Source organism: Shewanella sp. QJM3NY_23, from assembly GCF_056173105.1.
Map to the genome: position 1 here is coordinate 1,038,340 of NZ_CM149657.1, position 26,327 is coordinate 1,064,666.

Sequence of the window (26,327 nt, forward strand, 5' to 3'; positions counted from 1 at the left end):
GCAGAATGCGTTGGCGCTCGAAATAGCCAAGTCTTTATCTGTTATTTGTCATTTACGGTTGCCATCGCCAGAGATATTAACCATGACGATAGCGATAGCGTGAGCGGGATTAAGTGATTTTTGTGTGATATTTGTTCGCTTGTTTTGATTGAGTACCGTTTAAGTTGTCAGTTGTGCTTTTATGTTGTTTTCGTGTTGCTTTTCGGCGCTAATTTGCTTGTATTTACACTGATTTACCCTATAAGCGATGATTTGCCTTTAAAATGACGGCCACTCTCCAATGGCCTTTTTAATCGACGAATAATCAATAATGAAAAAACCGCGTTTAACTACCAGTACGATTATTATTTTAAGTTTATCTGCCGCTCTAATTTTTCAATTTATATCTCATTCAAACCAAGCTGCTCAAGCTGGTGGAAGCCGCGATAAAGGGGTTAAAAAATCGCGAGTCATTCCTGTGGTGACATCAGTCGTTACCGAGCAGAAGTTGAGCCAGCATCTGTCACTGGTTGGCAAACTTGAAGCTAATCGCTCGGTGCAGATAGCCGCCGAAGTAGCGGGAAAAATCACTCGTATTAATGTGGATGCTAACCAAGCAATAGTCGCGGGTCAGACCTTAGTGGTGCTCGAACACACCCGAGCTAAAGCCAATGTGGCTCAGGCGCAAGCCTATTTTCAAGATGAACAACGCAAGCTAACAGAGTTCCAAAAGCTTATTGGTAATAACGCTATCACTCAAACCGAAATCGATGCCCAAAAAGCCAGTGTCGATATCGCCTTGGCACGCTTGCAAGTGGCGCAAGCCGAGCTGGATTTTCACCTGATCAGCGCACCTTTTTCGGGGACGGCCGGGCTGGTGGATTTTAGTGTTGGTAAGATGGTCAGTGTGGGCAGCGAGCTGCTCAGCTTAGATGATCTGGCTTCAATGCGACTGGATATTCAAGTCCCCGAACTCTATTTGTCACGTTTACAACTCGGCATGTCGGTCACCGCAACGAGTCGAGCTTGGCCAGATGAGCGCTTTGTGGGCAACGTAGTGGCAATCGATCCGCGCATCAACCCAGAGACCCTAAACCTTAAGGTGCGGGTCAATTTCGACAACCCACAGCAGAAGTTAAAACCGGGTATGTTGATGTCAGCCAATATTGGTTTCTCACCCGTTAAACAACCAGTCGTGCCAGTGCAAGCATTGGAATATTCAGGCACTAAGCGTTTTGTTTATGTTATCGACAGTGACAATGTTGCGCGGCGAACACAAGTTACCTTAGGTGCACGTATTGACGATAAAGTGTTGATAAGTGACGGCGTTAATAGCGGCGATAAGATAGTGGTGCAGGGGCTAGTCAATATGCGTGATGGCCTGAAAATTGAAGAGGTTGCCCCAGCCAATTTAAGCCCTCAGGAGGCCTTGGCCAGCAGTGATGATATGAGTGCCACGCCTGCAGCTCAAGGAGGGCGTGGCTAATGTTATTGTCTGATGTCTCAGTTAAACGCCCGGTGGTTGCTATCGTTCTGAGCTTGCTATTATGCGTGTTCGGTATGGTCTCTTTTTCTAAGTTGGCAGTGCGGGAGATGCCCGACGTTGAAAGCCCTGTGGTAACTGTGATGACCACCTATGAAGGTGCCTCAGCGACCATTATGGAAAGCCAGATAACCACAGTGCTCGAAGATGAGCTTACTGGGATCAGTGGTATTGATGAGATCACCTCCACCACGCGTAATGGCATGTCACGTATTACCGTGACGTTCGATCTTGATTGGGATCTAACCGAAGGGGTCAGTGATGTACGTGATGCGGTGGCCCGTGCTCAGCGCCGCCTGCCTGAAGAAGCAAACGACCCTATTGTATCTAAAGACAATGGCTCGGGTGAGCCTTCGGTTTACATTAATTTAAGCTCATCGACCATGGACCGTACTCAGCTGACCGATTACGCGCAGCGGGTGCTCGAAGACAGGTTTAGCCTGATCAGTGGTGTCAGTTCCATCACCCTTTCTGGTGGATTATACAAAGTAATGTATGTGCAGCTTAATCCTGAGCAGATGGCTGGGCGTAACGTCACCACCAGCGATATTATTACCGCGCTGCGTAATGAAAATATTGAAAGCCCAGGGGGCGAGGTGCGCAATGATGTCACCGTCATGACGGTTCGTACCGCTCGCCTGTATCATCAGCCAGAAGATTTTGACTACCTGTTAGTGCGTACGGCAAGCGATGGCACTCCAATTTACCTTAAAGATGTGGCCTCGGTGTTTATTGGCGCCGAAAATGAAAACTCCACCTTTAAGAGTGACGGTGTACCTAACCTTAGTTTAGGCATAGTGGCGCAGTCAGATGCCAACCCACTCGATGTTGCTAAAAAAGTGCACCTTGAGGTCGATAAGCTGCAAAAGTTTTTACCTCAAGGGACGCAATTGGTGGTCGATTATGACTCCACCATCTTTATCGATCGCTCCATCAGCGAGGTATATAACACCTTGTACATTACTGGCGCGCTGGTGGTACTGGTGCTGTATATCTTTATTGGCCAGGCACGCGCCACGCTTATTCCCGCTGTGACAGTGCCAGTATCGCTGATCTCTTCTTTCATCGCAGCGCACTACTTTGGCTTTTCGATTAACTTACTGACCTTGATGGCGCTGATCCTCTCAATCGGCTTAGTGGTTGATGATGCCATCGTGGTGGTGGAAAACATTTTCCATCACATCGAAAAAGGCGAGCCGCCACTGCTTGCGGCTTATAAAGGTGCTCAAGAGGTGGGGTTTGCTGTGGTGGCAACGACGGCGGTATTAGTCATGGTGTTTTTGCCTATCTCTTTTATGGATGGCATGGTCGGGCGCTTATTTACCGAATTTTCTGTCATGTTGGCGATGTCGGTGATCTTCTCGTCCATAGTTGCGCTCACATTGACCCCAGTGCTTGGCAGCAAAATGCTCAAGGCCAACGTTAAACCTAACGGTTTTAACCGTTTCATGGACAGGCTCTTTAGCCGCTTAGAGCAGCACTATCGCTACTGGGTTGCTAAAGCTGTTAAGTGGCGTGCTGGCGCTCCGCTGGTTATCTTAGCTTGCATTATTGGCTGTGCTCTATTGCTGCAACAGGTACCAGCACAATTTGCGCCACAAGAAGATCGCGGCGTCATTTTTGCTTTTATTAAAGGCGCTGAGGGCACCAGTTATAATCGCATGACTGCCAATGTTGATATTGTTGAGCAACGTTTAATGCCGCTGTTAGGTGAGGGTATTATTAAGTCATTTAGCATCCAAGCCCCCGCCTTTGGCGGCCGAGCGGGTGATAAAACTGGCTTTGTGATCATACAGTTGGAAGATTGGCAAGATCGCAGCGTCAATGCGCAGCAAGCATTGGCCGTGGTCGCTAAAGCATTAAAAGGGATCCCCGATGTGATGGTGTATCCGCTCTTGCCCGGGTTTCGTGGTAAATCCAGTGAGCCTGTGCAATTTGTGCTTGGCGGCGCCGATTATGATGAGTTGTTTAAGTGGGCCAGTATTATGCAGCAGGAGGCTCAATTGTCTCCAATGCTCGAGGGCGTTGACTTAGACTATGCGCAAACTACGCCTGAGTTGTTGGTCACCGTTGACAGAGTTCGCGCCGCGCAATTGGGCGTTAGCGTCGCTCAAGTGTCGCAAACACTAGAGGTGATGCTGGGTGGGCGCAGCGAAACCACCTTTATCGATCGCGGTGAGGAATATGATGTCTATCTGCGGGGAGATGAAGACAGCTTCAACAGCATGGCGGATTTAAGCCAAATCTATATGCGCACTGCCACAGGGGAATTGATCTCACTGGATGCTATCACTCATATTGACGAGGTGGCTTCGGCTCACAAACTGAGCCATAACAATAAGCAGAAGTCGATCACCCTTAAAGCCAGTTTAGGTGAAGGTTACACCTTAGGCGAAGCGCTTGATTTTCTTGATGCCAAGGCGATTGAACATTTACCCAGTGACATTTCGGTGAGTTATACTGGCGAGTCGAAAGATTTTAAAGAGAATCAAAGCAGTGTGATGATAGTGTTCGCGTTAGCCTTGCTGGTGGCCTATTTGGTATTGGCGGCGCAATTTGAGAGCTTTATCAATCCACTGGTGGTGATGTTTACTGTGCCTATGGGGGTATTTGGTGGCTTCCTCGGGTTATACCTTACGGGCCAAGGGCTGAATATTTATAGCCAAATTGGCATGATCATGTTGATCGGTATGGTGACCAAAAACGGTATCTTGATCGTGGAGTTCGCCAACCAACTTCGGGATCGTGGTAGCGATATTGAGCAAGCGATTATCGATGCATCAGCCCGGCGCTTACGGCCAATCTTAATGACCGCATTTACCACCTTAATTGGTGCTGTTCCTTTAATTATGTCTACTGGTGCTGGGGCCGAGAGCCGCATTGCGGTGGGGACTGTGGTGTTTTTCGGTATGGCTTTCGCCACCTTTATCACCCTGCTGGTGATCCCTGCGATGTACCGCTTAATCTCGGGTCACACGACTTCACCAGGTTTTGTCGAGGCGCAGTTACAGCAGGCTATCGAGGCTCAGCAACAAGGGACTAAAGCTTTAGGCTAGGGGAAGGTTTTTCAGTCTAGCTTGACCAGCCATACCGCTGTCATTGACAGCGGTATGGCGTATTCATCTGTAATGCCTAACGGCAGATAAACCACTCTTTTATCATACCCATTAACCGTTTTACTCACAGTGGCTTGCTAGAGGTAAGGTACAGTTACAATATTGAACGCGCGCCATCATAGTGGCCACGGATTAATTGATTATCCTCGATAATCAGCAGTTCACCCGACTCACCTAGCTTGATGCTACTATCGACCGCGATCACTTGGTTATCAAACAGGCCTAACACTTGTGATTGCGAGGTATGGCCCACCACAATCCGCTTTACTTGAAAGTAAGCCAAGATGTTGTCTAGCTCCTGCTGATTAAAGTTAGCTTTAAAGTAGCCACGGTACCAAGTGGACCATTGCCGAAAAATAAAAAGTTAAGCAAATCATCTTGCTTCAGTTCGGGCTTAGACGTATCGATATGTTGTCGATATAAGGCATTGGCACGGCTTAAGGTTAATTTACGATCGATCCACTCTTGGCTTATGCCACCGTGTAAAAATAGCGTGTCATTAATTTTGACTATGGTGTGCTTACTTCTAAGCCATTGGCCTAGTACTGTGTCATTAGCATAGAGTGCATCATAACTGCGCCCCAGTTGTTCGCTGGCGGTGTGATAGCGCGGATGCACATAGCGGAGGTCACCGCGCATCACCATCTGTTCGTGATTGCCCATTAACAGATGCAGTTGGCCACCGGCCGCTTGGGCTTGCTGGTCAAGTTGATACATAAACCACAATACTTCATTAACCTGATGGCCACGGTCAAACATATCGCCTGTCATCACCAAGTGCGCATCTCCTGCGGCCCAGCGCTGCTGATTATCGATAACCTTATGACGACGCAGCAAGTTAATCAGTACATCGTATTGACCGTGAACATCGCTCAGGGCAATAACTTTGTTTACTCCTTCATAAGTATCGGGTAACAGCGCTGTCGCATGGGGATTCAGTGTGAGTTCGGGTAATTGGGCGCAATCACTGGGGCGGCGCAGCTTGGCTTGCTTAATCGGGGTTTGGGCCAATTGATTGTGGCAGATCCAGTGCGCCGTTTGTGGCTGGGCAGTCCCAGGTTCGATAAACACATAGGGGCCATCATGGATAGGCGTATTATCTTGCGCCTGTGGAGTAGCAAGCGAACTGTTACTGAGTAATAACAGCCAAAACAAATGGATAAATTGCAGGGGTTTCAAAGGTCTCTCTCTTTTATTCTGTCGACGCTAACGGGGTATTTGAGCGCACGAATGATCGGTTTTTCGCTGTGAGTTGCTGCCTGAGATGTTAGCACTATTTTGCATTGTTGTGTGTTTTTGTAGGCGGCGCTGGGGGATGAGGAGCAGAGGAGTTGCCTGAGACCTGATGAAACTCAACTCGTTTAAGCCTGTTCACTTCTGCCTTAAACTTCAGCCTCAAACACACGTCATTTAAAATAAGCTCCTTAAATATGCCTAAGTTGATGTTAATAGAAAACGGAGACCCTAGGGTCTCCGTTTGGTCGCTTTAAGCCGTTATCTATTAACCTTCGCTCGCCAGCATGAAGCCTGGTGATTTCGAACGTAAATGAGATTAGCTGATGCGCTTGTATTTTAGGCGATGAGGCTCGATGGCATCGGTGCCTAAGGTCTCTTTTAACCACGTGGTGTACTCGGTGTAGTTACCTTCGTAGAAGTTCACTTGGCCTTCGTCGCGATAATCTAAAATATGGGTAGCGATTCTGTCGAGGAACCAACGGTCATGGGAGATAACCATGGCGCAACCTGGGAATTCAAGCAGAGCTTCTTCCAAGGCGCGTAAGGTTTCGACGTCTAAATCGTTGGTGGGTTCATCGAGTAACAGTACGTTACCGCCCGCTTGCAACAGTTTGGCTAAATGAACTCGGTTACGCTCACCACCCGAGAGGCTGCCGATAATTTTTTGCTGATCGCCACCACGGAAGTTAAAGCGACCCACATAGGCGCGACTTGGGATCTCGGTGTTGTTGATCCGCATGATATCTTGGCCGCCAGAGATCTCTTGCCAAACGGTATTTTTATCATTCATCGAATCACGGAACTGATCGACCGAGGCAATCTTCACCGACTCACCAATTTCTATGCTGCCACTATCAGGCTGCTCGGCGCCGGTAAGCATCTTAAACAGGGTCGATTTACCCGCGCCGTTGGCACCGATAATACCCACGATAGCGCCTTTAGGCACTGAGAAGCTTAAATTGTCGATAAGGACGCGATCGCCATAAGACTTGGTCAGGTTGTTAACTTCAATGACCTTGTCACCCAAACGGGGTCCAGGTGGAATAAAGAGTTCGTTCGTCTCATTACGCTTTTGGTAATCGTTAGTATTAAGCTCTTCAAAACGCGCCATACGGGCCTTGCCCTTAGATTGACGGCCTTTAGCCCCCTGGCGAACCCATTCAAGTTCTTTGGCAATGGTTTTTTGGCGGGCGTTTTCGGTGGCCGACTCTTGTTTAAGGCGGGCATCTTTTTGCTCAAGCCAAGAAGAGTAGTTGCCTTCCCAAGGGATCCCTTCGCCACGGTCAAGTTCTAAGATCCAACCAGCGGCGTTGTCGAGGAAGTACCTATCGTGGGTAATAGCCACAACGGTGCCAGTGTAATCTTGTAAGAAGCGCTCTAGCCAAGCAACCGACTCGGCATCCAAATGGTTGGTCGGCTCATCGAGCAGCAACATATCGGGTTTTTCGAGCAGTAAACGACACAAGGCCACACGGCGACGTTCACCCCCAGATAAGACTTCAATTTTAGTGTCCCAATCTGGTAGGCGCAGCGCATCTGCGGCGCGCTCTAAGATGTTATCGAGGTTGTGAGCGTCTTGCGCTTGAATAATGGCTTCGAGGCGGCCTTGTTCTTTGGCCAACGCATCAAAGTCGGCATCGGGCTCGGCGTACAGCGCATAGACTTCATCTAAGCGAGCAAGGGCATTTTTCGCCTCGCTGACCGCTTCTTCAATCGCTTCACGTACGGTTTGCTGTTCATCCAGCTTAGGCTCTTGGGGCAGGTAACCGATTTTAAGGTCCTGCATGGGGCGGGCTTCACCCTCAATTTCGGTATCGAGGCCGGCCATAATGCGCAGTAGGGTCGATTTACCTGAGCCGTTGAGACCCAATACACCAATCTTGGCGCCAGGAAAAAAGCTTAAGGAAATATCTTTTAGGATCTGCTTTTTAGGTGGGACAATTTTGCCCACTCGTAGCATGCTATAAACAAATTGTGCCATAACAAATTTACTCTCCGACAAAACAATGGCGCCAATTCTACTGCAATCGTGTATGAACTTAAATCGTATTTTAGAAGATGGGCGCCGGCGGCGTGTGCATCAATTGCTTTTGGGCTGACTTTTCGGTTTATGCCACCCAAGGTTTATCCTAAAACGAAAACAGTGTTTTTTATCAAAGTGCTGTAAACAGTCACTTTTATGGCTTGTAACAGAATCCGCTTGCCAAACAATGACTCGCTTATGGCGTTGGCTGCAGTGGGGCGCTTAGATGAATATTTCTAAGCCTGAATTACGGCTAATTTCATGTTGCTAATGCTGGGATTGTGATCAATTGCACTGTAGAATACCGCGCAACCCTACTTAATAAGACTTTAACAGCTGGAGTGACCAATGCTGAAAAAAGAGATGAATATTGCGGACTTCGATCCACAACTGTTTCAAGCGATCCAAGATGAAACTCGTCGCCAAGAAGAGCACATCGAGCTTATCGCCTCTGAAAACTACACCAGTCCTCGTGTATTAGAAGCGCAAGGTTCTCAGCTGACTAACAAGTATGCCGAAGGTTACCCTGGTAAGCGTTACTATGGTGGTTGTGAGTATGTGGATATCGCTGAAGAGCTCGCTATCTCTCGCGCCAAAGAGCTATTTGGTGCCACTTACGCCAACGTTCAGCCTCACTCTGGTTCACAAGCTAACTCAGCGGTATTTATGGCGCTACTTCAAGGCGGCGATACCGTTTTGGGTATGAGCCTTGCCCACGGTGGTCACTTGACCCACGGCTCTCACGTGAGCTTCTCGGGTAAATTGTACAATGCCGTGCAGTACGGTATCGACGAAACCACTGGTAAGATTGATTACGCCGAAGTTGAGCGCCTTGCCGTTGAGCATCAACCTAAGATGATTATCGCCGGTTTCAGTGCCTACTCTGGTATTATCGATTGGGGCAAGTTCCGCGAAATCGCAGACAAAGTCGGTGCTTACCTGTTTGTCGATATGGCGCACGTTGCAGGTCTAGTGGCTGCGGGTATCTACCCTAATCCACTGCCACATGCACACGTGGTGACCACCACAACCCATAAGACTCTGGCTGGCCCACGTGGCGGCTTGATCTTGTCGGCCTGTGATGATGAAGATATTTACAAGAAGCTAAACTCAGCGGTATTCCCAGGTGGCCAAGGTGGCCCATTGATGCACGTTATCGCGGCTAAAGCGGTGGCGTTCAAAGAAGCATTAGAGCCTGAGTTTAAAACGTACCAAGAGCAAGTGGTAGTTAACGCGAAAGCGATGGCAAACACCTTTATCCAGCGCGGTTATGATGTAGTGTCTGGCGGTACCGACAACCACTTATTCCTGCTTGATTTGATTGCCAAAGATATCACAGGTAAAGACGCTGATGCTGCACTTGGCCGTGCCAACATCACAGTGAACAAAAACTCAGTGCCTAACGATCCTCGCTCACCTTTTGTGACCTCGGGTCTGCGTATCGGCTCGCCAGCGATCACTCGTCGTGGTTTCAAAGAAGCGCAAGCGATTGAGTTAACTAACTGGATGTGTGATGTGCTTGATGACATCAACAACGAAGCCACTATCGAGCGGGTGAAAAACCAGGTCCTTGATTTGTGCGCTAAGTTCCCTGTTTACGGTTAACCTTAAGGGTTAAATCAGGTAAACTTCGATGGCCGCTATTATAGCGGCCATTTTTGTATCTCTCAGTTGGCTTTTTTATGTATGCCAACCGATCTATTTAAGTGCTTTTATGCTGGAGGCTCAATGTATTGTCCGTTTTGCAGCGCAACCGATACTAAGGTGATCGATTCTCGCTTGGTTGCCGATGGCCATCAGGTTCGCCGTCGCCGTGAATGCCTAGAGTGCCATGAAAGATTCACCACTTTTGAAGGCGCCGAGTTAGTAATGCCGCGAGTGGTTAAGCAAGACGGTAGTCGCCAGCCGTTCGATGAAGAAAAGCTGCGGGGCGGCATGTTACGCGCAGTCGAGAAACGTCCGGTATCTATGGATGAAATTGAGCAGGCACTAAGTAAGATAAAGTCGACGCTGCGCGCCACCGGTGAGCGCGAAGTCACCTCTGAGATGATAGGTAATTTGATGATGGACCACTGGTCCACCTCGATAAAGTCGCCTATATCCGCTTCGCTTCTGTGTATCGCGCCTTTGAAGATGTGTCCGAGTTTGGTGACGCCATTGCGAAACTGCAGAGTCCTAAGTCGACCAAATAAACCGATTTTTAATCATTAGATTGCATGGATATGGCACATGGCGTGGTCAAAATTTGACATTGAAATGATGGCAAAAGCCATCAAGTTAGCGCGTAAAGGGCGCTATACCACTCGACCTAACCCGAGCGTGGGCTGTGTTATCACCCTGGCGGGCAAGGTGGTCGGCGAAGGTTATCATATTGCCGCGGGCGGCCCCCATGCCGAAGTGCATGCACTGCGCATGGCTGGCGAGCAAGCCCAAGGGGCAACCGCTTATGTCACTCTAGAGCCGTGTAGCCACTATGGCCGCACCCCGCCGTGTGCACAGGCGTTGATCGATGCGCAAGTGGCGCGGGTGGTGGTAGCGGTAACCGACCCTAATCCGCAGGTGTCTGGACGTGGTATCAAGATGCTGCAGCAAGCCGGCATTGAGGTCGATATCGAACTACTGCGTGATGAGGCGGCCGCGCTGAATCAAGGCTTTATGAAGCGTATGGCGACAGGATTGCCTTGGGTGAGCATTAAGTTGGCCGCCAGTTTAGACGGTAAAACGGCGCTGTCCAATGGCACATCGAAGTGGATAACGGGCGCTAATGCCCGTCGCGATGTGCAGCGAATGCGCGCGCGTCATTGTGCGGTGATAACCGGCATCGATAGCGTATTGCAAGATGATCCCAGCATGAATGTGCGCCATCAAGAGCTTGGCAGCCTAGCCGATTCTCTGCCTGCTGAGCTGTTAAAGCAGCCATTGCGGGTTGTGCTCGATAGTCAGGCGCGCTTAGGTAGCCAAGCAAAATTATTGGCCATCCCATCACCTATCCTATTGGTGTCTTGCACGCCTTATAGCCCGTCTGTACAGGCCTTCTGGCCACAACATGTGAGCCATTTACAGCTTGACGCCCAAGAGGGGCGCGTGCCGCTCGCAGCATTGCTGGGGCATTTAGGGCAAACGTGCAATAGCGTGATGGTCGAAGCTGGCGCTACCTTGGCGGGGGCTTTTATGGCACAGCAACTGGCCGATGAATTGGTCTTATACCAAGCGCCTAAATTGCTTGGCAGCCACGGGCGTAATTTACTCCAGTTACCCGACTATACTCAGATGACGCAACTGCCTAAGTTAGTGTTAACTGATGAGCGCAAAGTCGGTGACGATAGGCGTTTTACATTTAATTTAAGTGCACACTCCTGTTAAAGTGCAGAGCAACTAAGTAGGTAAAGATGTTTACTGGGATCATTGAGTCAGTAGGAAATCTAAGGAAAATTGAGCGCCGTGGCGACGATATTCGTCTCACCGTGGCCAGTGGAAAGCTGGACTTAAGTGATGTCAAACTTGGTGATAGCATTGCCACCAATGGCGTGTGTCTCACCGTGGTCGAATGCTTAAGCGACGGTTATGTTGCCGATATCTCAGCCGAGACAGTATCACTGACAGGCTTTGCCCATTATCAAGTGGGGCAAGCGGTTAATTTAGAAAAAGCTGTCACACCGACCACACGCTTAGGGGGTCATATGGTGAGCGGTCATGTGGATGGGGTCGCTTACGTCGACGACAGACAGTATCGTGGTAAGGCTATCGAATTTTGGTTAACACCGCCTCAAGGCTTAGCGCGCTACATCGCCCATAAAGGCTCCATTACTATCGACGGGGTTAGCCTGACGGTGAATGAGGTACAAGGCGAACGCTTTCGATTAACCATAGTGCCGCATACCGCGGGTGAAACCACCCTTATCAACTTAAAAACCGGCGATAGCGTCAATATCGAGGTGGATCTGATTGCTCGTCATTTAGAGCGTTTAATGACGTATTCGGGGCACAATGCAGATGAAAATGTTAGCAAAGCCCCAGAAGTGACGATGGATCTGTTAGCTCGCTCAGGCTTTTTAAGATAGAGGCTGGTAATGCCCGCTAATAGCAGATTAAATATTTATTACTAGAAGAACATTTCAAGGTCTAACAATGGCACTACATAGCATAGAAGCGATTATCGAAGATATTCGTTTAGGCAAAATGGTTATCCTGATGGATGACGAAGATAGAGAAAACGAAGGCGATCTTATCATGGCGGCAGATCTTGTCACCCCTGAGGCGATCAACTTTATGGCCACTTTCGGACGCGGCTTAATTTGCCAAACCATGACGAAAGCCCGCTGTCAGCAGCTGAATTTACCCTTGATGGTCACCAACAATAACGCGCAATTTTCGACTAACTTTACCGTGTCGATTGAAGCTGCTGAAGGGGTGACAACCGGTATTTCTGCTCAAGATAGAGCCGTGACCGTTAAAGCGGCTGTGGCGAAAGATGCTAAGCCAACCGATATTGTGCAGCCAGGGCATATTTTCCCGCTGATGGCCCAAGAAGGTGGCGTTTTAGTGCGTGCAGGTCACACCGAAGCGGGCTGTGATATTGCCCGTCTTGCAGGTTTAGAGCCTTCAGCTGTTATCGTTGAAATTCTTAATGATGATGGCACCATGGCGCGTCGTCCCGATCTTGAGATTTTTGCCGAAAAGCATGGCCTAAAAATAGGAACCATTGCTGATTTAATCGAATACCGCAATACCAAAGAGACCACTGTGGTGCGCGAGGCTAAGTGCAAATTGCCAACCCGTTTTGGTGAGTTTGAGATGATCACCTACCGTGACACCATAGACAACCAACTTAACTATGCCCTTATTAAAGGTGACGTTAAGCCAAACAGCTTAGTGCGGGTACACCTGCAAAATACCTTTAATGATTTACTGCACTCTGAGCGCGACGAAAAGCGCAGCTGGCCACTCGAAAAAGCCATGGCGCGTATTGCCGATGAAGGTGGCGTATTAGTCTTACTGGGTCATCAAGAGCACAGCAGTGAAATTTTGGCCAAGGTCAAAGCATTTGAGGCCCAAGACAAAGGCGAAGCCGCAGCCCCTGCACAATGGCAAGGCACCTCACGCCAAGTGGGCATTGGCTCGCAAATATTGGCCGATGTGGGCGTCACCACAATGCGCCTGCTGAGTTCGCCAAAGCGTTACCATTCGCTGTCGGGCTTTGGGTTAGAAGTCACTGAATATATTGCTGATTAATACTCATGTGAGTAAATTCACTCATTTGGTTTAAATTGCATGGGGATCAACGTCGTGTGCTGTGGTATTATACGGCCTCTTTTTTCCCGTGCCGGGTTTGTTAAAGCTAATTTAGGTAAGATAAATGAACGTAGTTCAAGGTAATATCGAATCGAAAAATGCCAAAGTTGCCATCGTGATCTCACGCTTCAACAGCTTTGTTGTTGAGAGTTTGCTTAATGGCGCGTTAGATACGCTAAAGCGCTTTGGTCAAGTTGCAGATGACAATATCACGATTGTACGTGTGCCTGGCGCTGTAGAGTTGCCTCTTGCGGCTCGTCGTGTGGCGGCAAGCGGTAAATTTGACGGTATCATTGCGCTAGGCGCTGTGATCCGTGGTGGTACTCCCCATTTTGATTTTGTTGCAGGCGAATGTAACAAAGGTTTGGCTCAGGTAGCGCTTGAGTTTAATCTTCCTGTTTCATTTGGTGTGTTGACCACAGATACCATTGAGCAAGCCATTGAGCGCTCAGGTACTAAAGCAGGTAATAAGGGCGGCGAAGCGGCTCTTAGTTTGCTTGAAATGGTCAATGTTCTGCAAGAACTAGAACAGCAGTTGTAAGATTAGGAACAAGAATGAAACCTTCAGAGCGCCGTAAAGCCCGCCGTCTAGCGTTACAAGCTATCTACTCATGGCAGCTAAGCGGAAATAATGTTGCCGATGTGGAGCATGAATTCCTCACTGAGCAAAAAATCGATGGTGTCGATGTTAGCTATTTTCGTGAATTGCTATCGGGAACCACCATCAAGTGCGCCCAGTTAGATGAGTTAATTACCCCTCATATTGAGCGTCCGTTCAATGAGGTTTCACCTATCGAAAAAGCGGTATTACGTCTTGCGACGTATGAGCTGACTTTCCGCAAGGACGTGCCTTTCAAGGTTGCGATTAACGAAGCGATTGAGCTAGCTAAGGCCTTTGGTGCCGAAGATGGCCATAAGTTTGTTAATGGCATTCTCGATAAGATAGTCGGTAGAAAGTGATAGTCGAAACGGTGTCCTAGGATGCCGTTTTTTTTGTTATCATCGCTAGGAACTGTTGATTTTTCACGCTTGTTTCTGCGCCTTGATGAGTGATGTTGGCAAGGTGTGGCTATGACTTGAGTGATACTTCGCCAATGGCTTAAACAGCACAATACTCGCTAAGCCTTGCGGTTATAGTGATTCGTCTCAATGCAGTACGCCATGATGAGCTTTTGGCTTAGCTTTTAAGCCTTATGTCTCAAGCTTTATGATTTAGGTTTTATGATTTAAGTCTTGCTCTTAACGCATCGAGTTCGAACCATCACTAAGCTCGAAAAACAATATTCCCTAGGTGTCGCCCGCATGGATGTGGGGTAAGACATTAACTTTATAATGGTTGTCAAACTGTGAAAGAGTTTAACGTAATTGAGCGTTTTTTTTCAGAGCGCGGTCAAGCTCGCCGCGACGTAGCATTAAGTGTCGGCGATGACTGTGCCTTGGTTAATCCAGCTGAACATAAATCTATCGCTATCTCATGCGATACTCTCGTTGAAAATGTCCATTTCTTGGCCGATATGCCCGCTAAGGCATTAGGTTATAAATCGGTGGCCGTTAATCTATCTGATTTAGCCGCCATGGGGGCTGAGCCTGCATGGATGACCTTGGCCATTACTCTGCCCAACATAGATGAAGCTTGGCTCGATGATTTTAGCCAAGGCTTAAGCGATGCTGCCCAGTATTATGGCGTGGCGTTAGTGGGGGGCGACACCACGCGTGGCCCGAAATCCATCACCATCACCATTAATGGCCAAGTCCCTAAAGGCAAAGCGTTAACCCGCAGTGGTGCTAAAAATGGCGATTGGATCTACGTGACCGGCACCTTAGGTGATTCAGCGTTAGGCTTAGCCATTTTACGGGGCGAGCAAGCGCTGAGTGGCGATGCCGCGCAGTATTTAATTCAACGTCATTATTATCCAACGCCAAGAGTTTTGGCGGGGCAATCGCTGCGGAATCTCGCCTCGAGCGCCATCGATCTATCCGATGGTTTGGTGTCCGATATTGGTCACATCCTCAAACACTCTAACGTGGGTGCGATTGTCGATGTCGATCAGCTACCGCTGTCGGCAGCCATGAGCGAGTCGGTTGAGTATGAGCAAGCGCTTAGCTATGCCCTGACGGGCGGGGAAGATTATGAATTACTCTTTACCGTGCCAGAATCACAGCGCGGCGCCCTAGAAACGTCACTGGCTCATGCCGGGGTCTCTTTTGCTAAAATTGGCCAGATCTCCACAGGCAACAAACTGCGTTTGATGAAAGAGGGCGCCACATTTAAGCCAACCAATTTTAGTTTTGAGCATTTTATATCATGAAGTTACGCTCGACCGATCCACTGCTGCGCAGACTCTCTCTTACTAATCCTATCCACTTTTTGGCGTTGGGCTTTGGCTCGGGTCTACTGGCTAAAGCGCCGGGAACCTATGGTAGTTTGGCGGCCATTCCGCTCTACCTACTGATGAGCTACCTCTCGTTACCTTGGTATCTTGGTGTGACGCTGCTATTGATGCTGGTGGGGTTTTATATTTGTGATAAAGCCTCTAAAGATATGCGTGTGCATGATCACGGCGCCATCGTGTGGGATGAAATTGTCGGTATGTTAATCACCCTGGCTGCTGCGCCCGCAGGCTGGGAATGGTTGCTGCTGGGATTTGTGCTGTTTCGCTTTTTCGACATCCTTAAGCCATGGCCGATCAAATGGCTCGATGCCAAGGTGCATGGCGGTTTTGGTATCATGATTGATGATGTCTTAGCTGGGGCCTTTGCGTTTTTGTGCCTGCAAGGGGTGGTATACTTCGCAGGTTAGGGGCGCCTTTGAATGAGAGTACTGGCTTGCTTAGCGTTTGCTTGAGTCGCATGACTGAGCTGAGTGTTTAAACTCGCCCCTTTATCTGGTGTGATGTTGAACGTTAGCCACGAGCTTACTTTGCTGTTTAGCCTATCTAGCCTATTTTGTTGCGCAAAGGCAAAATAGGCTAAATACAATTTTGACTTTTGACTTTTGACAATCTAGTTAGTCACACAGTCGATAACACAGGACCGCAATCAATTTTCATTGCAGTGAAAAAGTGAATAAAACCTCTTATCTGCATCAAATTTCACGTCACTATTTACCTGAATCATCTAAAGCATCTAAAGCATCTAAAGCATCTAAAGCATCTAAAGCATCTAAAGCATCTAAAACATCTAAAACATCTAAAACATCCTGATTATAACTTTGAATTACAATAGGTTAAATCTCATTACTGGCAAACCCTAGTAATTTATTTGCTTGGTTTTTCTCCTCTCAAAGTTTCCTTTCTACGTCTACTTCGGTGGTTGGTTATATCAAGATTGCTGGGCATCAACGTGCGAAGGTGATGTGGCGCGGTATAAAGGCAAGGTTGCGCAATAATCAAAAAAGACCAATGTGACATAGGTCATGCTTTGTTTGATTGTCTGTGAGGGGAGGGCGCCAGTCTAAGGGTGAGGCGGGTCACATAATTTAACCCTAACTTTATTACGTGTTATCAGCTTGTTGTGTTTTTGTTGTTATTTTGATCTTAAATTGTTTGTTTTGTTGTGGGTATCGGTAAAGCTAATCTTGGCCATTTAGTTTCCTAATTTATTGTGTCGCCTTAATTTTGTTAACTTTGGGGGGTTCGTTATTAACTCAAGTTAAATAATTAAATCACAATAGGACAGCGATATGGACATAAGTGATGTATGGCGCAAAGGTGATTGGGCCGCCTTCTTTGGCTTATTTACCAATAATTTAACCAATTTACTGACTATGATGGGCTTGTTGCTTTTTGTCGTCGGTTTACCTAAAGAATTTGTTATGGGGCAGGTCGCCCCGGCGTTTGGTTTGGCTGTAATGTGTGCCAGTATATTTTATGCTTGGTTCGCGTATAAATTAAAAAAAGAAACCGGTCGTGATGATGTGACTGCACTGCCATCTGGCCCGAGTGCCCCGTCTATTTTCACCGTGACCTTCTTGGTGATTATGCCAGTTTATCACACGACACAAGATGCCGCGTTTGCCATTCAAATCGCACTGGTCTGGTGTTTTGTTGAGGCGATGATCTTATTGGTCGGCTCATTCTTCGGTGACACTATCCGTCGCATCGTGCCTCGCACCGTACTGCTGTCTTGTTTGGCAGGCTTAGGCCTTACACTGTTGGCGCTTAACCCTATGCTGCAAGCGTTTTCAACGCCTGTAGTGTCGTTCGTCGTGCTGGGGCTTATTTTTATTAACTGGTTTGGTAAAAAGCCGCTGTTTCCTAAGATCCCAACCGGACTATTACTGATCATTGTCGGTACTGCGCTGGCTTGGATGTTTGGTTTGCAGTCTCCTGATGCGATTGTTGCCTCACTGTCGGATGCGGGCTTTAATCCTCCACAGCTGCATATCGACAGCTTTATGGAAGGGGTGCCACACGCCTTACCTTACTTGGCATCTGCTGTGCCACTGGGTCTAGCTAACTATGTGTTTGACCTTGAAAATATCGAAAGTGCCGATGCCGCTGGTGACTCTTACCCTACACGTAAAATCATGATGGTTAACGGCTGCGCATCAATGCTAGGTGCCTTTATGGGTAACCCTTTCCCTGTGACTGTGTATGTGGGTCACGCGGCGTATAAAGAGATGGGGGCAAGCATTGGTTACACCCTATTTAATGGCGTGATCATGTTCTTAGTGTGCTTGTTTGGTTTAGGTGCGCTGCTACTGAGCCTGATTCCAGGTGCCGCTATTGCGCCAATCTTAGTCTACATAGGTATTGTCACAGCTAACCAAGTGGTTCGCGAAACACCTAAATTGGAAGTGCCTGCCATCTTCGTTTGCTTGTTCCCTTGGATTGGCTACTGGGCATTAACCTTGTTCAAAAACACCTTGGCGACAGCCGGTACTAATGCCCATGAGGTCGGTATTGAAGCATTAGCGGCAAAAGGTATCTATTACCAAGGCATGGTGGGCTTAGGCAATGGTGCTCCGCTCGCGAGTCTGTTGTGGGGCTGTATGGTGGTCTTTGCTATCAATAATACACCGCAACGCGCCGTGGTTGCCGCCTTAGTCGCTGCTGGTCTATCAATGGTCGGATTCATCCATGCCAATGGGGTTGGCTTTGCTCAGCCTGAGTCGATGATGTATGTCTACTCCTACTTAATGATGGCCGGTCTGTTTGGGGTTAAACATTTTTACAACCTTAAAGAGAGTGCTAGAGAACCTTTAAGCAAGCCTGTGCCTGCGACCCCTGCAACTGAAGCTACTGAAGCCGCTTAAGGAGTTAACATATGAATGCAAATGCCCCTATGTCGTTGCATCAGCTGGTAAGTCACAATCGACTCGATGATGTGTTGGCCTATTTAACCCAGCAAGTTGATGTAGATACCCGAGATGAAAACGGCTGCACAGCCTTGATGATAGCCGTACAGCAAAACAACTTGGCGCTAGCTAAAGTGCTAATTGAACATGGCGCCGATGTGAATGCGCGTGATGTAAACCAGTTGACGCCTTATTTGTGCGCTGGTGCTAATGGCTTTCATGCACTCTTATCATTGACCTTAGCCCATGGCGCCGATGTTACTAGCGTTAACCGTTTTGGCGGCACGCCACTGTTGCCCTCGAGCGAAAAAGGCTTTTTACGTACGGTTCAGGTCAGCTTGGATGCGGGGATCCCGGTTAATCACGCCAATAAACTGGGCTGGTCTGCCTTATTAGAGGCAGTGATTTTAGGTGATGGCGGTTATTTATATGCCGACGTGATTGAGGTGTTACTCGACGCTGGTGCCGACATTCACCTTCAAGACCGCGATGGTCTGAGCGCGCTCGAGCATGCTAAAGCCCTGGGCCAGCACAATGTGGTCGCCTTGATGACCCAAAACGAGCAGGTTAAGCAAGGCTACAGTGCGTCACTGCGTTTGGTTAAACAGCATATTCGTCAGTTTGAATACCAAACTGCGCTGGCTATATTAACTGCAAATCGTCATGACTTTGCCAACCCAGCAGATTACTTCTACTACTGTGGTTATGTGCTGACAGAGTTAGCGCGCTTTGAAGAGGCGATAATCGCCTACCGCCAAGGCTTGGCTCTGAGTGATAATAAAGCGCAGTTTTATCTGTATATCGCTAATAGCTATCGACTTGCCAAACAACCTCAGCTTGCTCTGGCTGAATTTGATAACGGCGTTGCCGCACAACCAGAGTCGCCGTTTGTGCTGTACCACAAGTCTAACTATTTACGTGAGCTAGGCATGCATGAGGAAGCGGTCGCTGCGATGACCCAGTTATTGTCACAAAAACCTCATCGTTATGATTACTCCTTCCATCAAGCAAATAGTCTGCGTTCGCTAGGGCGACACTATGAGGCGATTGTTGCCATAGAAAATGCCATTAAACATGATAATCGCAACGGGCTTTATTATCAGCATAAAGCCAAGTCATTAGAAATAATGGGCCAGCTTGAACAAGCCATTACGGTAATAAAGCAAGCTATCGAAATTTGTGATGACGTTAATGAATTGATTGAGATCCCGAATTCAGATAATAAGTGCACCACTCATGGTTAAACGGTGAGGAGAGATCAACTGCCTGTTGGTGATACTCTGTAGTCGCCAAACAAACATGAGTAGTTACCATGAATTACAAGCAGTTGATCGAGGGACAACGATACCAGATTGAGGCCTATTTACGCGAGGGTTTCAGTTATCGGGAGATAGGAAAACGTCTGAAAGTAAGTCACAGTACAATAAGCCGGGAAGTAAATCGCAATCGAATTCGGGATAACCATTACTTGCCGGAAGTCGCTCAGGCGAAGGCATTAAAACGCCGTTGTCAGTCCGCGAAGTCTAGAGTATCTGGACTGACCATCACCTTTGTTGAGTTCGGTCTCAATGAGAAGTGGAGTCCAGAACAAATAGCCGGTGTCGGTAAAATCATCGGATATAACGTCAGTCACGAGTGGATTTATGGCTATGTCCAGCGAGATAAATTATGCGGCGGCAAGTTGTACAAACAGCTACGCCAGAGTCACCGAAGATACCGTAAAGGTAACCGCGCGAATCGTGTGATTATCCCGAATCGCGTTGGCATAGAGCATCGTCCCGCTATCGTGAACAAGAAAAAGCGGTTCGGAGACTGGGAAGCTGACACGGTTCTGGGCAAGCAAGGTACGGGCGCGATTGTCAGCCTGGTTGAGCGGAAAAGTAAGCTGTACCTGATACGCAAAGTGCCAGCGAAAAGCGCAGCCGATGTGGCCCGGGCAATGGTTGGCATGTTGTGGAAATATCGAGGTTATGTTCGAACTATCACTGCAGACAACGGCAGCGAATTCTGTGACCACGAACAGGTCGCAGAAAAGCTTAAAACGGATGTCTACTTCGCTAACCCTTATTCGTCCTGGGAACGCGGACTGAATGAAAACTTCAACGGTTTGCTGCGGCAATACATACGGAAAGGCACCGATTTGCGGACGGTAACAGATAGGCAAATTAGTGAGATTGAACGGGCATTAAATGCCAGACCGAGAAAGTGCCTCGGCTTCAGGCAACCTGTTGCGGTATTCAATGAATTACGCAAGGCAGCCTAATTTAGCGAGTGGTGCACTTCGGAGTTGAATTCGCGATTAAAAATAGCCTGCTGAATAACACTTAGTAAAGAGTCTTGTTAAGGATATTTAATTCTGTGATTAACTTTGATTTAGTAGTCGGTTTTAATTCGATCTTAATTAAAAGGTCAAAGCGTTTAGTTATTATTTACTCTTTTAAATAAAAGTCATACTCACCATGGGTGTAATAGTTGTTATGTACTGTATTAACTATTGCGTGGGCTATTACACCTTTTTTGTTGAAATATAGTAGAGGCTAATATGGTCGTAAAATTAATTGTAAAAAAGAATACCTATTTCGATTCGGTTTCATTAATGGCATTAACGACCAAAGTTAATGAAATTAATGATGTTGAACAGGCGTTTGTTGCCATGGCAACCGACATGAATAAAGGGGTGTTAGCCAACGTCGGTTTACTGTTACCCGAAGTGCAAACCGCCAACAGTGGCGATCTGTTTATCGTGGTGAAAGCGGCCACCGAGGAAGTGTGCGAAGCGGCGCTGGCCGAAGTGGAAGTGCTCCTTAAAGGGGATGATAAAGCGGCCACAGGTTTAGGTGCCAGTGAGAAAAAACATGTCACCTTAAAAAGCGCATTAAAGCACGCCCCCGATGCTAATCTTGCCGTTATCTCTGTACCGGGTGAGTTTGCCAAACGTGAAGCACTCGCGGCGCTGAATAACGACTTACACGTATTGATGTTTAGCGACAACGTGTCGGTGGCCGATGAGGTAGAGCTTAAAACCCTTGCCCACGAAAAAGGCTTGTTAATGATGGGCCCAGATTGCGGCACCGCCATTATTAATCATGTTGGTCTGTGTTTTGCCAACAAAGTCCGCCCTGGCAGCATAGGTATTGTCGGCGCATCAGGCACGGGCAGCCAAGAAGTGGCGGCGCGCATTCATGACTTTGGCGGCGGTATTTCGCAGCTGTTAGGTACTGGCGGACGCGACTTAAGCGCCGACGTGGGCGGCATCATGATGCTTGATGGCCTGCGCGCATTAGAAGCCGACCCTGCTACCGAGGTGATCTTAATTGTCTCTAAACCAGCGGCGAAAAGCGTTGAAGCTAAGGTGCTTGAACTGATTCAAAGTTTCAGCAAGCCAGTGGTGGTTTGCCTGTTAGGCGGTGAAGAAGCGCCAGTGGTTGCGGCGGGAGCTCATTTTGCTAAAACTACTAAAGAAGCCGCGTTACAAGCGGTTGTGTTAGCGGGCATCGATGAGGGCAGTATTAATAAGCGCGCCTTGAACTTACCGCTGATTGAAGAGATTAAAGCCAAGTTAGCACCTGAGCAAAAGTACATTCGCGGTTTATTCTGCGGAGGCACCTTATGTGAAGAAACCATGATGCTGGTGCGTGAGACTCACAGTCAGGCGTATAGCAATATCGCCAAAAAACCAGAGCAGCGCTTGGCGGACATTAATGTTAGCCAGCAGCATACCTTTATCGATTTTGGTGACGATGATTTTACCAATGGGCGTCCACATCCGATGATCGATCCATCATCGCGTATCGAACGTCTGCTCAAAGAAGCAGACGACCCAGAAGTAGGGGTGATCATTCTCGATTTCGTTATCGGTTATGGCTCACATCAAGATCCCGTCGGCGTCACCTTACCAGCCATTATCGAAGCTAAACAAAAAGCGGCGGCCCGTGGTCAGCACTTAGAGATCTTAGGTTACGTGCTAGGTACCGATCTGGATACGCCAAAACTGAGCGAGCAAGTCGATAAACTCGCCTCGGCAGGGGTCACCATTTCAAGCAGCAGTCAAAACACCGGGCTATTGGCAAGCGGGTTTGTGAGCAAGGGAGAATAACCATGAGCAAGATGACAGCACTATTTTCAAACTTAAACGTGATTAATGTAGGCCTTGAGTTCTTTAAAGACGATATCAGCAAGCAGCAAGCGCCGGTGACTCATGTGAGCTGGCAACCCATTGCCGGTGGTAATACCAAGGTGATTGCGGCGCTCGATAAATTGGCGCAGCCAGAGATCGCGCAAAAAATCGAGGCGGCCAACGAAGAGGCAGTCAATCGTATTATTAAATCACACCCTGTGTTGGTGGGTTATGAAAGAGCGATTGATGTGGTTCCAGGCATGACCAAGACCACCATTTTACATGCAGGCCCACCAGTATGTTGGGAAGATATGAACGGCCCAATGCGCGGCGCTGTGACTGGCGCACTGGTATTCGAAGGCTTGGCATCGAATCTTGATGAAGCGTTTAAATTAGCGGCATCGGGTGAGATCACTTTCTCGCCATGTCATGAGCACGATTGCGTCGGCTCTATGGCGGGTGTGACGTCGGCGTCTATGTATATGCACGTGGTCAAAAACATGACCTACGGTAATATCGCCTATACCAACCTCAGCGAGCAGATGGCGAAAATTTTACGCATGGGTGCCAACGATGAAAGCGTCGTCGAGCGCTTAATCTGGATGCGCGACGTATTAGGTCCAATGTTAAAAGCGGCCATGGATAAATCTGAACCTATCGACTTGCGCTTAATGCTCGCCCAAGCGTTGCATATGGGGGATGAATGTCATAACCGTAATAACGCAGGTACTGCCTTGTTATCACAGGCATTGACCCCTTTGATTTTAGAAACCGATTTCACCACCAAAGAAAAGCGTGAAGTGTTTGATTTTATTGCATCAAGCGATTACTTCTCTGGCCCAACGTGGATGGCGATGTGTAAGTGTGCCCTCGATGCTGGTCATGGGGTCGAGCACAGCACGCTGGTGACCACTATGGCGCGTAACGGCGTTGAATTTGGTATTCGTGTCAGCGGTATGGGTGGCTTTACTTGGTTTACCGGGCCTGCTCAAAAGGTTATCGGTCCACTGTTTGCCGGCTTTAAGCCTGAAGACTCGGGCTTAGACATAGGTGACAGTGCGATCACCGAAACCTATGGTATTGGTGGGTTTGCCATGGCGACCGCCCCTGCGATTGTGGCACTGGTTGGCGGCACGGTAAATGAGGCGATCGATTATTCTATCCAGATGGATGAGATCACTACCGCCAAGAATCCGAATGTCACTATTCCGTTATTAAACTTTAAAGGTATCTCATCGGGTATCGATATTAGAAAAGTGATGGAAACGGGGATTTTACCTATTATTAATACTGCTATTGCACATAAAGAACCCGGTGTAGGTATGATAGGTTGTGGTATTACCAATCCGCCAGTGGAATGTTTTGAAAAAGCTATTATTGCCTTTGCTAATAATATTTCATAACAGCTATTAATTGTGGTGTAGATATAAAAGCCGGCTCTGTTTTAATTTGTGTTTAAGGCAGGGGTGGGCCGGCTTTTATTATTTTTCTAAATTTTCTTTATTACCATTTATTGCAATGGCGTGTTTATTGTCTAGCACCATCATTGTGTATGGAATAAATATTGAGGTTCCCCATGAGAATTGTACTAGCCCTTGGTGGTAATGCGCTATTAGAGCGCGGTCAACCGCTCACCGCGACCAATCTTCGTAATAATATCAAAAAGGCTGCGGCATCAATTGCGGCCATTGCTAGAGAGCATGATGTGGTGATTGTGCATGGTAATGGCCCGCAAGTGGGGCTGCTGATTGAGCAAAATTGCGAATACCAAAAAGTGAATAGTGCGGTCACCGCCTATCCAATGGACGTATTGGGCGCCGAAACCTGCGGCATGGTCGGCTATATGTTGCAACAAGAGTTATTTAACAGTGACAATAAGTTAGATATCACCACTATTTTGACCCAAACCTGTGTCGATATAGACGATTCAGCGTTTAATGATCCGACTAAATTTGTTGGCCCCGTCTATAACGAAGACGAGATCGAGCGAGTTAATATTGCTAACCCGTCGACGATTTTTAAGAAAGATGGCGATTATTACCGCCGCGTTGTGTCTTCCCCTATGCCACAAGATATTGTCGAATCTAAGCAGATCAGTAGCCTGCTTGAAAATGGTAACACTGTGATTGCCTGTGGCGGTGGCGGCATTCCGGTATTTAAGGCTGACAATGGCAACCTAGTTGGCGTTGAGTGTGTTATCGATAAAGACTTAACGGCGGAGTTACTTGCCGAGCAAATTCAGGCAGATCTGTTTATTATTCTGACCGATGGGGCGGTTTACCTTAATTACGGTAAAGCCAATCAGCAGGCGATTAAAAATATTACCCCTGAAGAGCTCGATAAATACCATTTCCCGGCGGGTTCTATGGGCCCTAAAATTGATGCTGTGTGTAAATTTGTTTCTAAGGGATTGGGCGACGCAGCCATTGGCGCCTTAGATGAGTTACCCGCAGTGATTGCTGGGCGATCAGGTACGCGCATCACACTGGGCGAAACTGTTGAGTATTATTAAACATTACCGCTCATTTAGCCTGCGCTAGGAGCGAGCCAGTTTGCTCATTCGTCCATCGATATAAGCGCTCGCTTATGCTTTAAAAGCCTCAATATTGAGGCTTTTTTATTGCCAGCTTAAAAATTTTTAGCCTAAAACCTGCGATTTCACTCCGTCGGCTCTGTACCAAGAATGTGGTCATCAAGCAGATTTGTCCTGCGCTTTATTCGCTGGCCACTCAGCACACCGTCTTGTGTGATCAATCTATTGCAGCAGCGCCGAAGAGGGTTAAGCCCAAGTAGATACCACACAGGGTGTCGTGGCCCGAAGAGTGGCCATAGGCGATAACCTCATCGAGAACCTCGTTGAGCGCGGTATTGAGCCTATCATCTGATTTATGGGGCTGATTTAAACAGGCATACAGCTCGACGATCTCTTGGTTATATTGCTTGAGCGTGGCGTGCATTAACATGGCCTGACTCACATCTGTGGTTTGCGCCGCATTAGCTTGTACCGCTTGGGCCAGCGGATGAAAGTAAGGGTGCTGGCTAAAGTCGAGCCAGGAGAGTATACCCACCAGTAGATCGTCCATCGAGGGGGTTAGCCCGGCACCAAAGCCGATAATGGATTTAAGCGCAATCGTTGGGTTTTTCTGGGTTAACTCGGTGATAAATGCTTGTAGATGCGGGGTAATATATTTAGTCATCATCTCAGGTTGATACACCAGATGAGTGGCGATGTTGAGCTGAGACTGCTGACACAACAAGGGATAGATCCCCAGTGGCTTTTGATTGCGCTGCAAAAAATCAGCAATATGGGATTGAAGCTTCAATTGAAGGTTAAGCGCTCTTGGCAAAGCCACGGGTAAGCTGGGGCTAAAGCGTTCAATCTGCTCACTGACAATGGTTGTGCCTGTGCCTAAGTTAATATGCAATCTCAGATTATCGATATTGGCCCCTAACGCTAATAAAGCTGGGTCTATGCTGGTGTTATGGGTACAACGTAGCTCTACCTTAGTACCGACAATAAGCGATTTAAAATGGACCCCTTGCGGCAATAAGATGGCACTGGGGTTCATCTTTTTGGGTTGCGTCAGCAGGGATATCAAACCATAAGGGCTGTGCAGATTGCAGGCGGCGTTAAACACCGAATGCACGCTTGTGGTTATTGAGCCATGGTGGATGAGTTGAGCATAAATCGGCTGAGCAAGGGTTATCTTGGTCATCATCAG

General features: G+C 47.9%; 18 protein-coding genes and 2 pseudogenes. 17 read left to right on the forward strand and 3 right to left on the reverse strand.

Translation table 11 applies throughout. The features are described from left to right. The first annotated feature begins 310 nt into the window (after positions 1-310). On the forward strand, positions 311-1,465 hold the full coding sequence (locus tag AC0VXX_RS04745; RefSeq protein ID WP_475516143.1) for an efflux RND transporter periplasmic adaptor subunit: 1,155 nt from the start codon (positions 311-313) through the stop codon (positions 1,463-1,465). Further along, a complete protein-coding gene (locus AC0VXX_RS04750) occupies positions 1,465-4,578 on the forward strand; it encodes a multidrug efflux RND transporter permease subunit (protein ID WP_475516144.1) in 3,114 nt (1,037 codons plus the stop codon). Before AC0VXX_RS04745 ends, AC0VXX_RS04750 begins: the two co-directional genes overlap by 1 nt. Positions 4,579-4,732: 154 nt before the next feature. Here AC0VXX_RS04750 and AC0VXX_RS04755 read toward each other — a convergent pair. Together AC0VXX_RS04755 and ettA are read right to left on the reverse strand one after the other, a co-directional pair. Next, positions 4,733-5,784: pseudogene (locus AC0VXX_RS04755) on the reverse strand (metallophosphoesterase). 406 nt (positions 5,785-6,190) lie between these two features. After that, positions 6,191-7,855: an energy-dependent translational throttle protein EttA gene (gene ettA / locus AC0VXX_RS04760; RefSeq protein WP_475516145.1), complete on the reverse strand. Its 1,665-nt coding sequence runs from the start codon at positions 7,853-7,855 to the stop codon at positions 6,191-6,193. A 390-nt stretch (positions 7,856-8,245) separates the two neighbouring features. Here ettA and glyA point away from each other — a divergent pair, with 390 nt between their 5' ends. From glyA to AC0VXX_RS04835, 15 genes and pseudogenes are all read left to right on the forward strand, one after another. Further along, the gene (glyA, locus tag AC0VXX_RS04765; RefSeq protein WP_475516146.1) at positions 8,246-9,502 is read left to right on the forward strand and encodes a serine hydroxymethyltransferase; all 1,257 of its coding nucleotides are present in this window, start codon (positions 8,246-8,248) and stop codon (positions 9,500-9,502) included. Between the two features lie 123 nt (positions 9,503-9,625). After that, positions 9,626-10,089 (forward strand): annotated as a pseudogene (gene nrdR / locus AC0VXX_RS04770) (transcriptional regulator NrdR). Positions 10,090-10,126: 37 nt separating this feature from the next. Beyond that, positions 10,127-11,260, forward strand: a complete 1,134-nt coding sequence (gene ribD, locus AC0VXX_RS04775; RefSeq protein ID WP_475516147.1) for a bifunctional diaminohydroxyphosphoribosylaminopyrimidine deaminase/5-amino-6-(5-phosphoribosylamino)uracil reductase RibD — start codon at positions 10,127-10,129, stop codon at positions 11,258-11,260. A 26-nt stretch (positions 11,261-11,286) separates the two neighbouring features. After that, entirely contained in the window at positions 11,287-11,958 is a 672-nt protein-coding gene (locus AC0VXX_RS04780) for a riboflavin synthase (RefSeq protein ID WP_475516148.1), read from the forward strand. 67 nt (positions 11,959-12,025) lie between these two features. Further along, positions 12,026-13,129 carry a bifunctional 3,4-dihydroxy-2-butanone-4-phosphate synthase/GTP cyclohydrolase II gene (gene ribBA / locus AC0VXX_RS04785; protein ID WP_475516149.1) on the forward strand — a complete coding sequence of 368 codons (1,104 nt, stop codon included), beginning with the start codon at positions 12,026-12,028 and terminating at the stop codon, positions 13,127-13,129. Positions 13,130-13,253: 124 nt separating this feature from the next. Beyond that, positions 13,254-13,730 (forward strand): 6,7-dimethyl-8-ribityllumazine synthase, encoded by a 477-nt coding sequence (ribH, locus tag AC0VXX_RS04790; RefSeq protein WP_475516150.1) that lies wholly within the window; start codon positions 13,254-13,256, stop codon positions 13,728-13,730. Between the two features lie 14 nt (positions 13,731-13,744). Beyond that, positions 13,745-14,149, forward strand: a complete 405-nt coding sequence (gene nusB, locus AC0VXX_RS04795) for a transcription antitermination factor NusB (protein WP_475516151.1) — start codon at positions 13,745-13,747, stop codon at positions 14,147-14,149. Between the two features lie 386 nt (positions 14,150-14,535). Beyond that, positions 14,536-15,498 carry a thiamine-phosphate kinase gene (gene thiL / locus AC0VXX_RS04800; RefSeq protein WP_475516152.1) on the forward strand — a complete coding sequence of 321 codons (963 nt, stop codon included), beginning with the start codon at positions 14,536-14,538 and terminating at the stop codon, positions 15,496-15,498. Beyond that, a complete protein-coding gene (locus AC0VXX_RS04805; protein ID WP_475516153.1) occupies positions 15,495-15,989 on the forward strand; it encodes a phosphatidylglycerophosphatase A family protein in 495 nt (164 codons plus the stop codon). The genes thiL and AC0VXX_RS04805 overlap by 4 nt, the downstream gene beginning before the upstream one ends. An 882-nt stretch (positions 15,990-16,871) precedes the next feature. Beyond that, a complete protein-coding gene (locus AC0VXX_RS04810; RefSeq protein WP_475516154.1) occupies positions 16,872-18,446 on the forward strand; it encodes a hypothetical protein in 1,575 nt (524 codons plus the stop codon). Between the two features lie 11 nt (positions 18,447-18,457). Then, a complete protein-coding gene (locus AC0VXX_RS04815) occupies positions 18,458-19,732 on the forward strand; it encodes an ankyrin repeat domain-containing protein (protein WP_475516155.1) in 1,275 nt (424 codons plus the stop codon). Positions 19,733-19,800: 68 nt separating this feature from the next. Next, on the forward strand, positions 19,801-20,751 hold the full coding sequence (locus tag AC0VXX_RS04820; protein ID WP_475516124.1) for an IS30 family transposase: 951 nt from the start codon (positions 19,801-19,803) through the stop codon (positions 20,749-20,751). Positions 20,752-21,030: 279 nt separating this feature from the next. Next, positions 21,031-22,584 carry an acyl-CoA synthetase FdrA gene (fdrA, locus tag AC0VXX_RS04825; RefSeq protein ID WP_475516156.1) on the forward strand — a complete coding sequence of 518 codons (1,554 nt, stop codon included), beginning with the start codon at positions 21,031-21,033 and terminating at the stop codon, positions 22,582-22,584. Positions 22,585-22,586: 2 nt separating this feature from the next. Beyond that, positions 22,587-24,008: a YlbE family protein gene (locus AC0VXX_RS04830; protein WP_475516157.1), complete on the forward strand. Its 1,422-nt coding sequence runs from the start codon at positions 22,587-22,589 to the stop codon at positions 24,006-24,008. Between the two features lie 173 nt (positions 24,009-24,181). Further along, complete coding sequence (locus AC0VXX_RS04835) at positions 24,182-25,117, forward strand: carbamate kinase (protein WP_475516158.1); 936 nt, start codon at positions 24,182-24,184, stop codon at positions 25,115-25,117. Between the two features lie 238 nt (positions 25,118-25,355). Here the strand turns inward: AC0VXX_RS04835 and AC0VXX_RS04840 are convergent, their stop codons facing one another. Further along, positions 25,356-26,324 carry an oxamate carbamoyltransferase subunit AllH family protein gene (locus AC0VXX_RS04840; RefSeq protein ID WP_475516159.1) on the reverse strand — a complete coding sequence of 323 codons (969 nt, stop codon included), beginning with the start codon at positions 26,322-26,324 and terminating at the stop codon, positions 25,356-25,358. Positions 26,325-26,327 lie beyond the last annotated feature (3 nt).

What these genes read in the sequence shown, in the direction of transcription:
- AC0VXX_RS04745 (WP_475516143.1), top strand. Translation starts at nt 311, where the DNA reads ATGAAAAAACCGCGTTTAACTACCAGTACGATTATTATTTTAAGTTTA.
- AC0VXX_RS04750 (WP_475516144.1), top strand. Translation starts at nt 1,465, where the DNA reads ATGTTATTGTCTGATGTCTCAGTTAAACGCCCGGTGGTTGCTATCGTT.
- ettA (WP_475516145.1), bottom strand. Translation starts at nt 7,855, where the DNA reads ATGGCACAATTTGTTTATAGCATGCTACGAGTGGGCAAAATTGTCCCA.
- glyA (WP_475516146.1), top strand. Translation starts at nt 8,246, where the DNA reads ATGCTGAAAAAAGAGATGAATATTGCGGACTTCGATCCACAACTGTTT.
- ribD (WP_475516147.1), top strand. Translation starts at nt 10,127, where the DNA reads ATGGCGTGGTCAAAATTTGACATTGAAATGATGGCAAAAGCCATCAAG.
- AC0VXX_RS04780 (WP_475516148.1), top strand. Translation starts at nt 11,287, where the DNA reads ATGTTTACTGGGATCATTGAGTCAGTAGGAAATCTAAGGAAAATTGAG.
- ribBA (WP_475516149.1), top strand. Translation starts at nt 12,026, where the DNA reads ATGGCACTACATAGCATAGAAGCGATTATCGAAGATATTCGTTTAGGC.
- ribH (WP_475516150.1), top strand. Translation starts at nt 13,254, where the DNA reads ATGAACGTAGTTCAAGGTAATATCGAATCGAAAAATGCCAAAGTTGCC.
- nusB (WP_475516151.1), top strand. Translation starts at nt 13,745, where the DNA reads ATGAAACCTTCAGAGCGCCGTAAAGCCCGCCGTCTAGCGTTACAAGCT.
- AC0VXX_RS04805 (WP_475516153.1), top strand. Translation starts at nt 15,495, where the DNA reads ATGAAGTTACGCTCGACCGATCCACTGCTGCGCAGACTCTCTCTTACT.
- AC0VXX_RS04810 (WP_475516154.1), top strand. Translation starts at nt 16,872, where the DNA reads ATGGACATAAGTGATGTATGGCGCAAAGGTGATTGGGCCGCCTTCTTT.
- AC0VXX_RS04815 (WP_475516155.1), top strand. Translation starts at nt 18,458, where the DNA reads ATGAATGCAAATGCCCCTATGTCGTTGCATCAGCTGGTAAGTCACAAT.
- AC0VXX_RS04820 (WP_475516124.1), top strand. Translation starts at nt 19,801, where the DNA reads ATGAATTACAAGCAGTTGATCGAGGGACAACGATACCAGATTGAGGCC.
- fdrA (WP_475516156.1), top strand. Translation starts at nt 21,031, where the DNA reads ATGGTCGTAAAATTAATTGTAAAAAAGAATACCTATTTCGATTCGGTT.
- AC0VXX_RS04830 (WP_475516157.1), top strand. Translation starts at nt 22,587, where the DNA reads ATGAGCAAGATGACAGCACTATTTTCAAACTTAAACGTGATTAATGTA.
- AC0VXX_RS04835 (WP_475516158.1), top strand. Translation starts at nt 24,182, where the DNA reads ATGAGAATTGTACTAGCCCTTGGTGGTAATGCGCTATTAGAGCGCGGT.
- AC0VXX_RS04840 (WP_475516159.1), bottom strand. Translation starts at nt 26,324, where the DNA reads ATGATGACCAAGATAACCCTTGCTCAGCCGATTTATGCTCAACTCATC.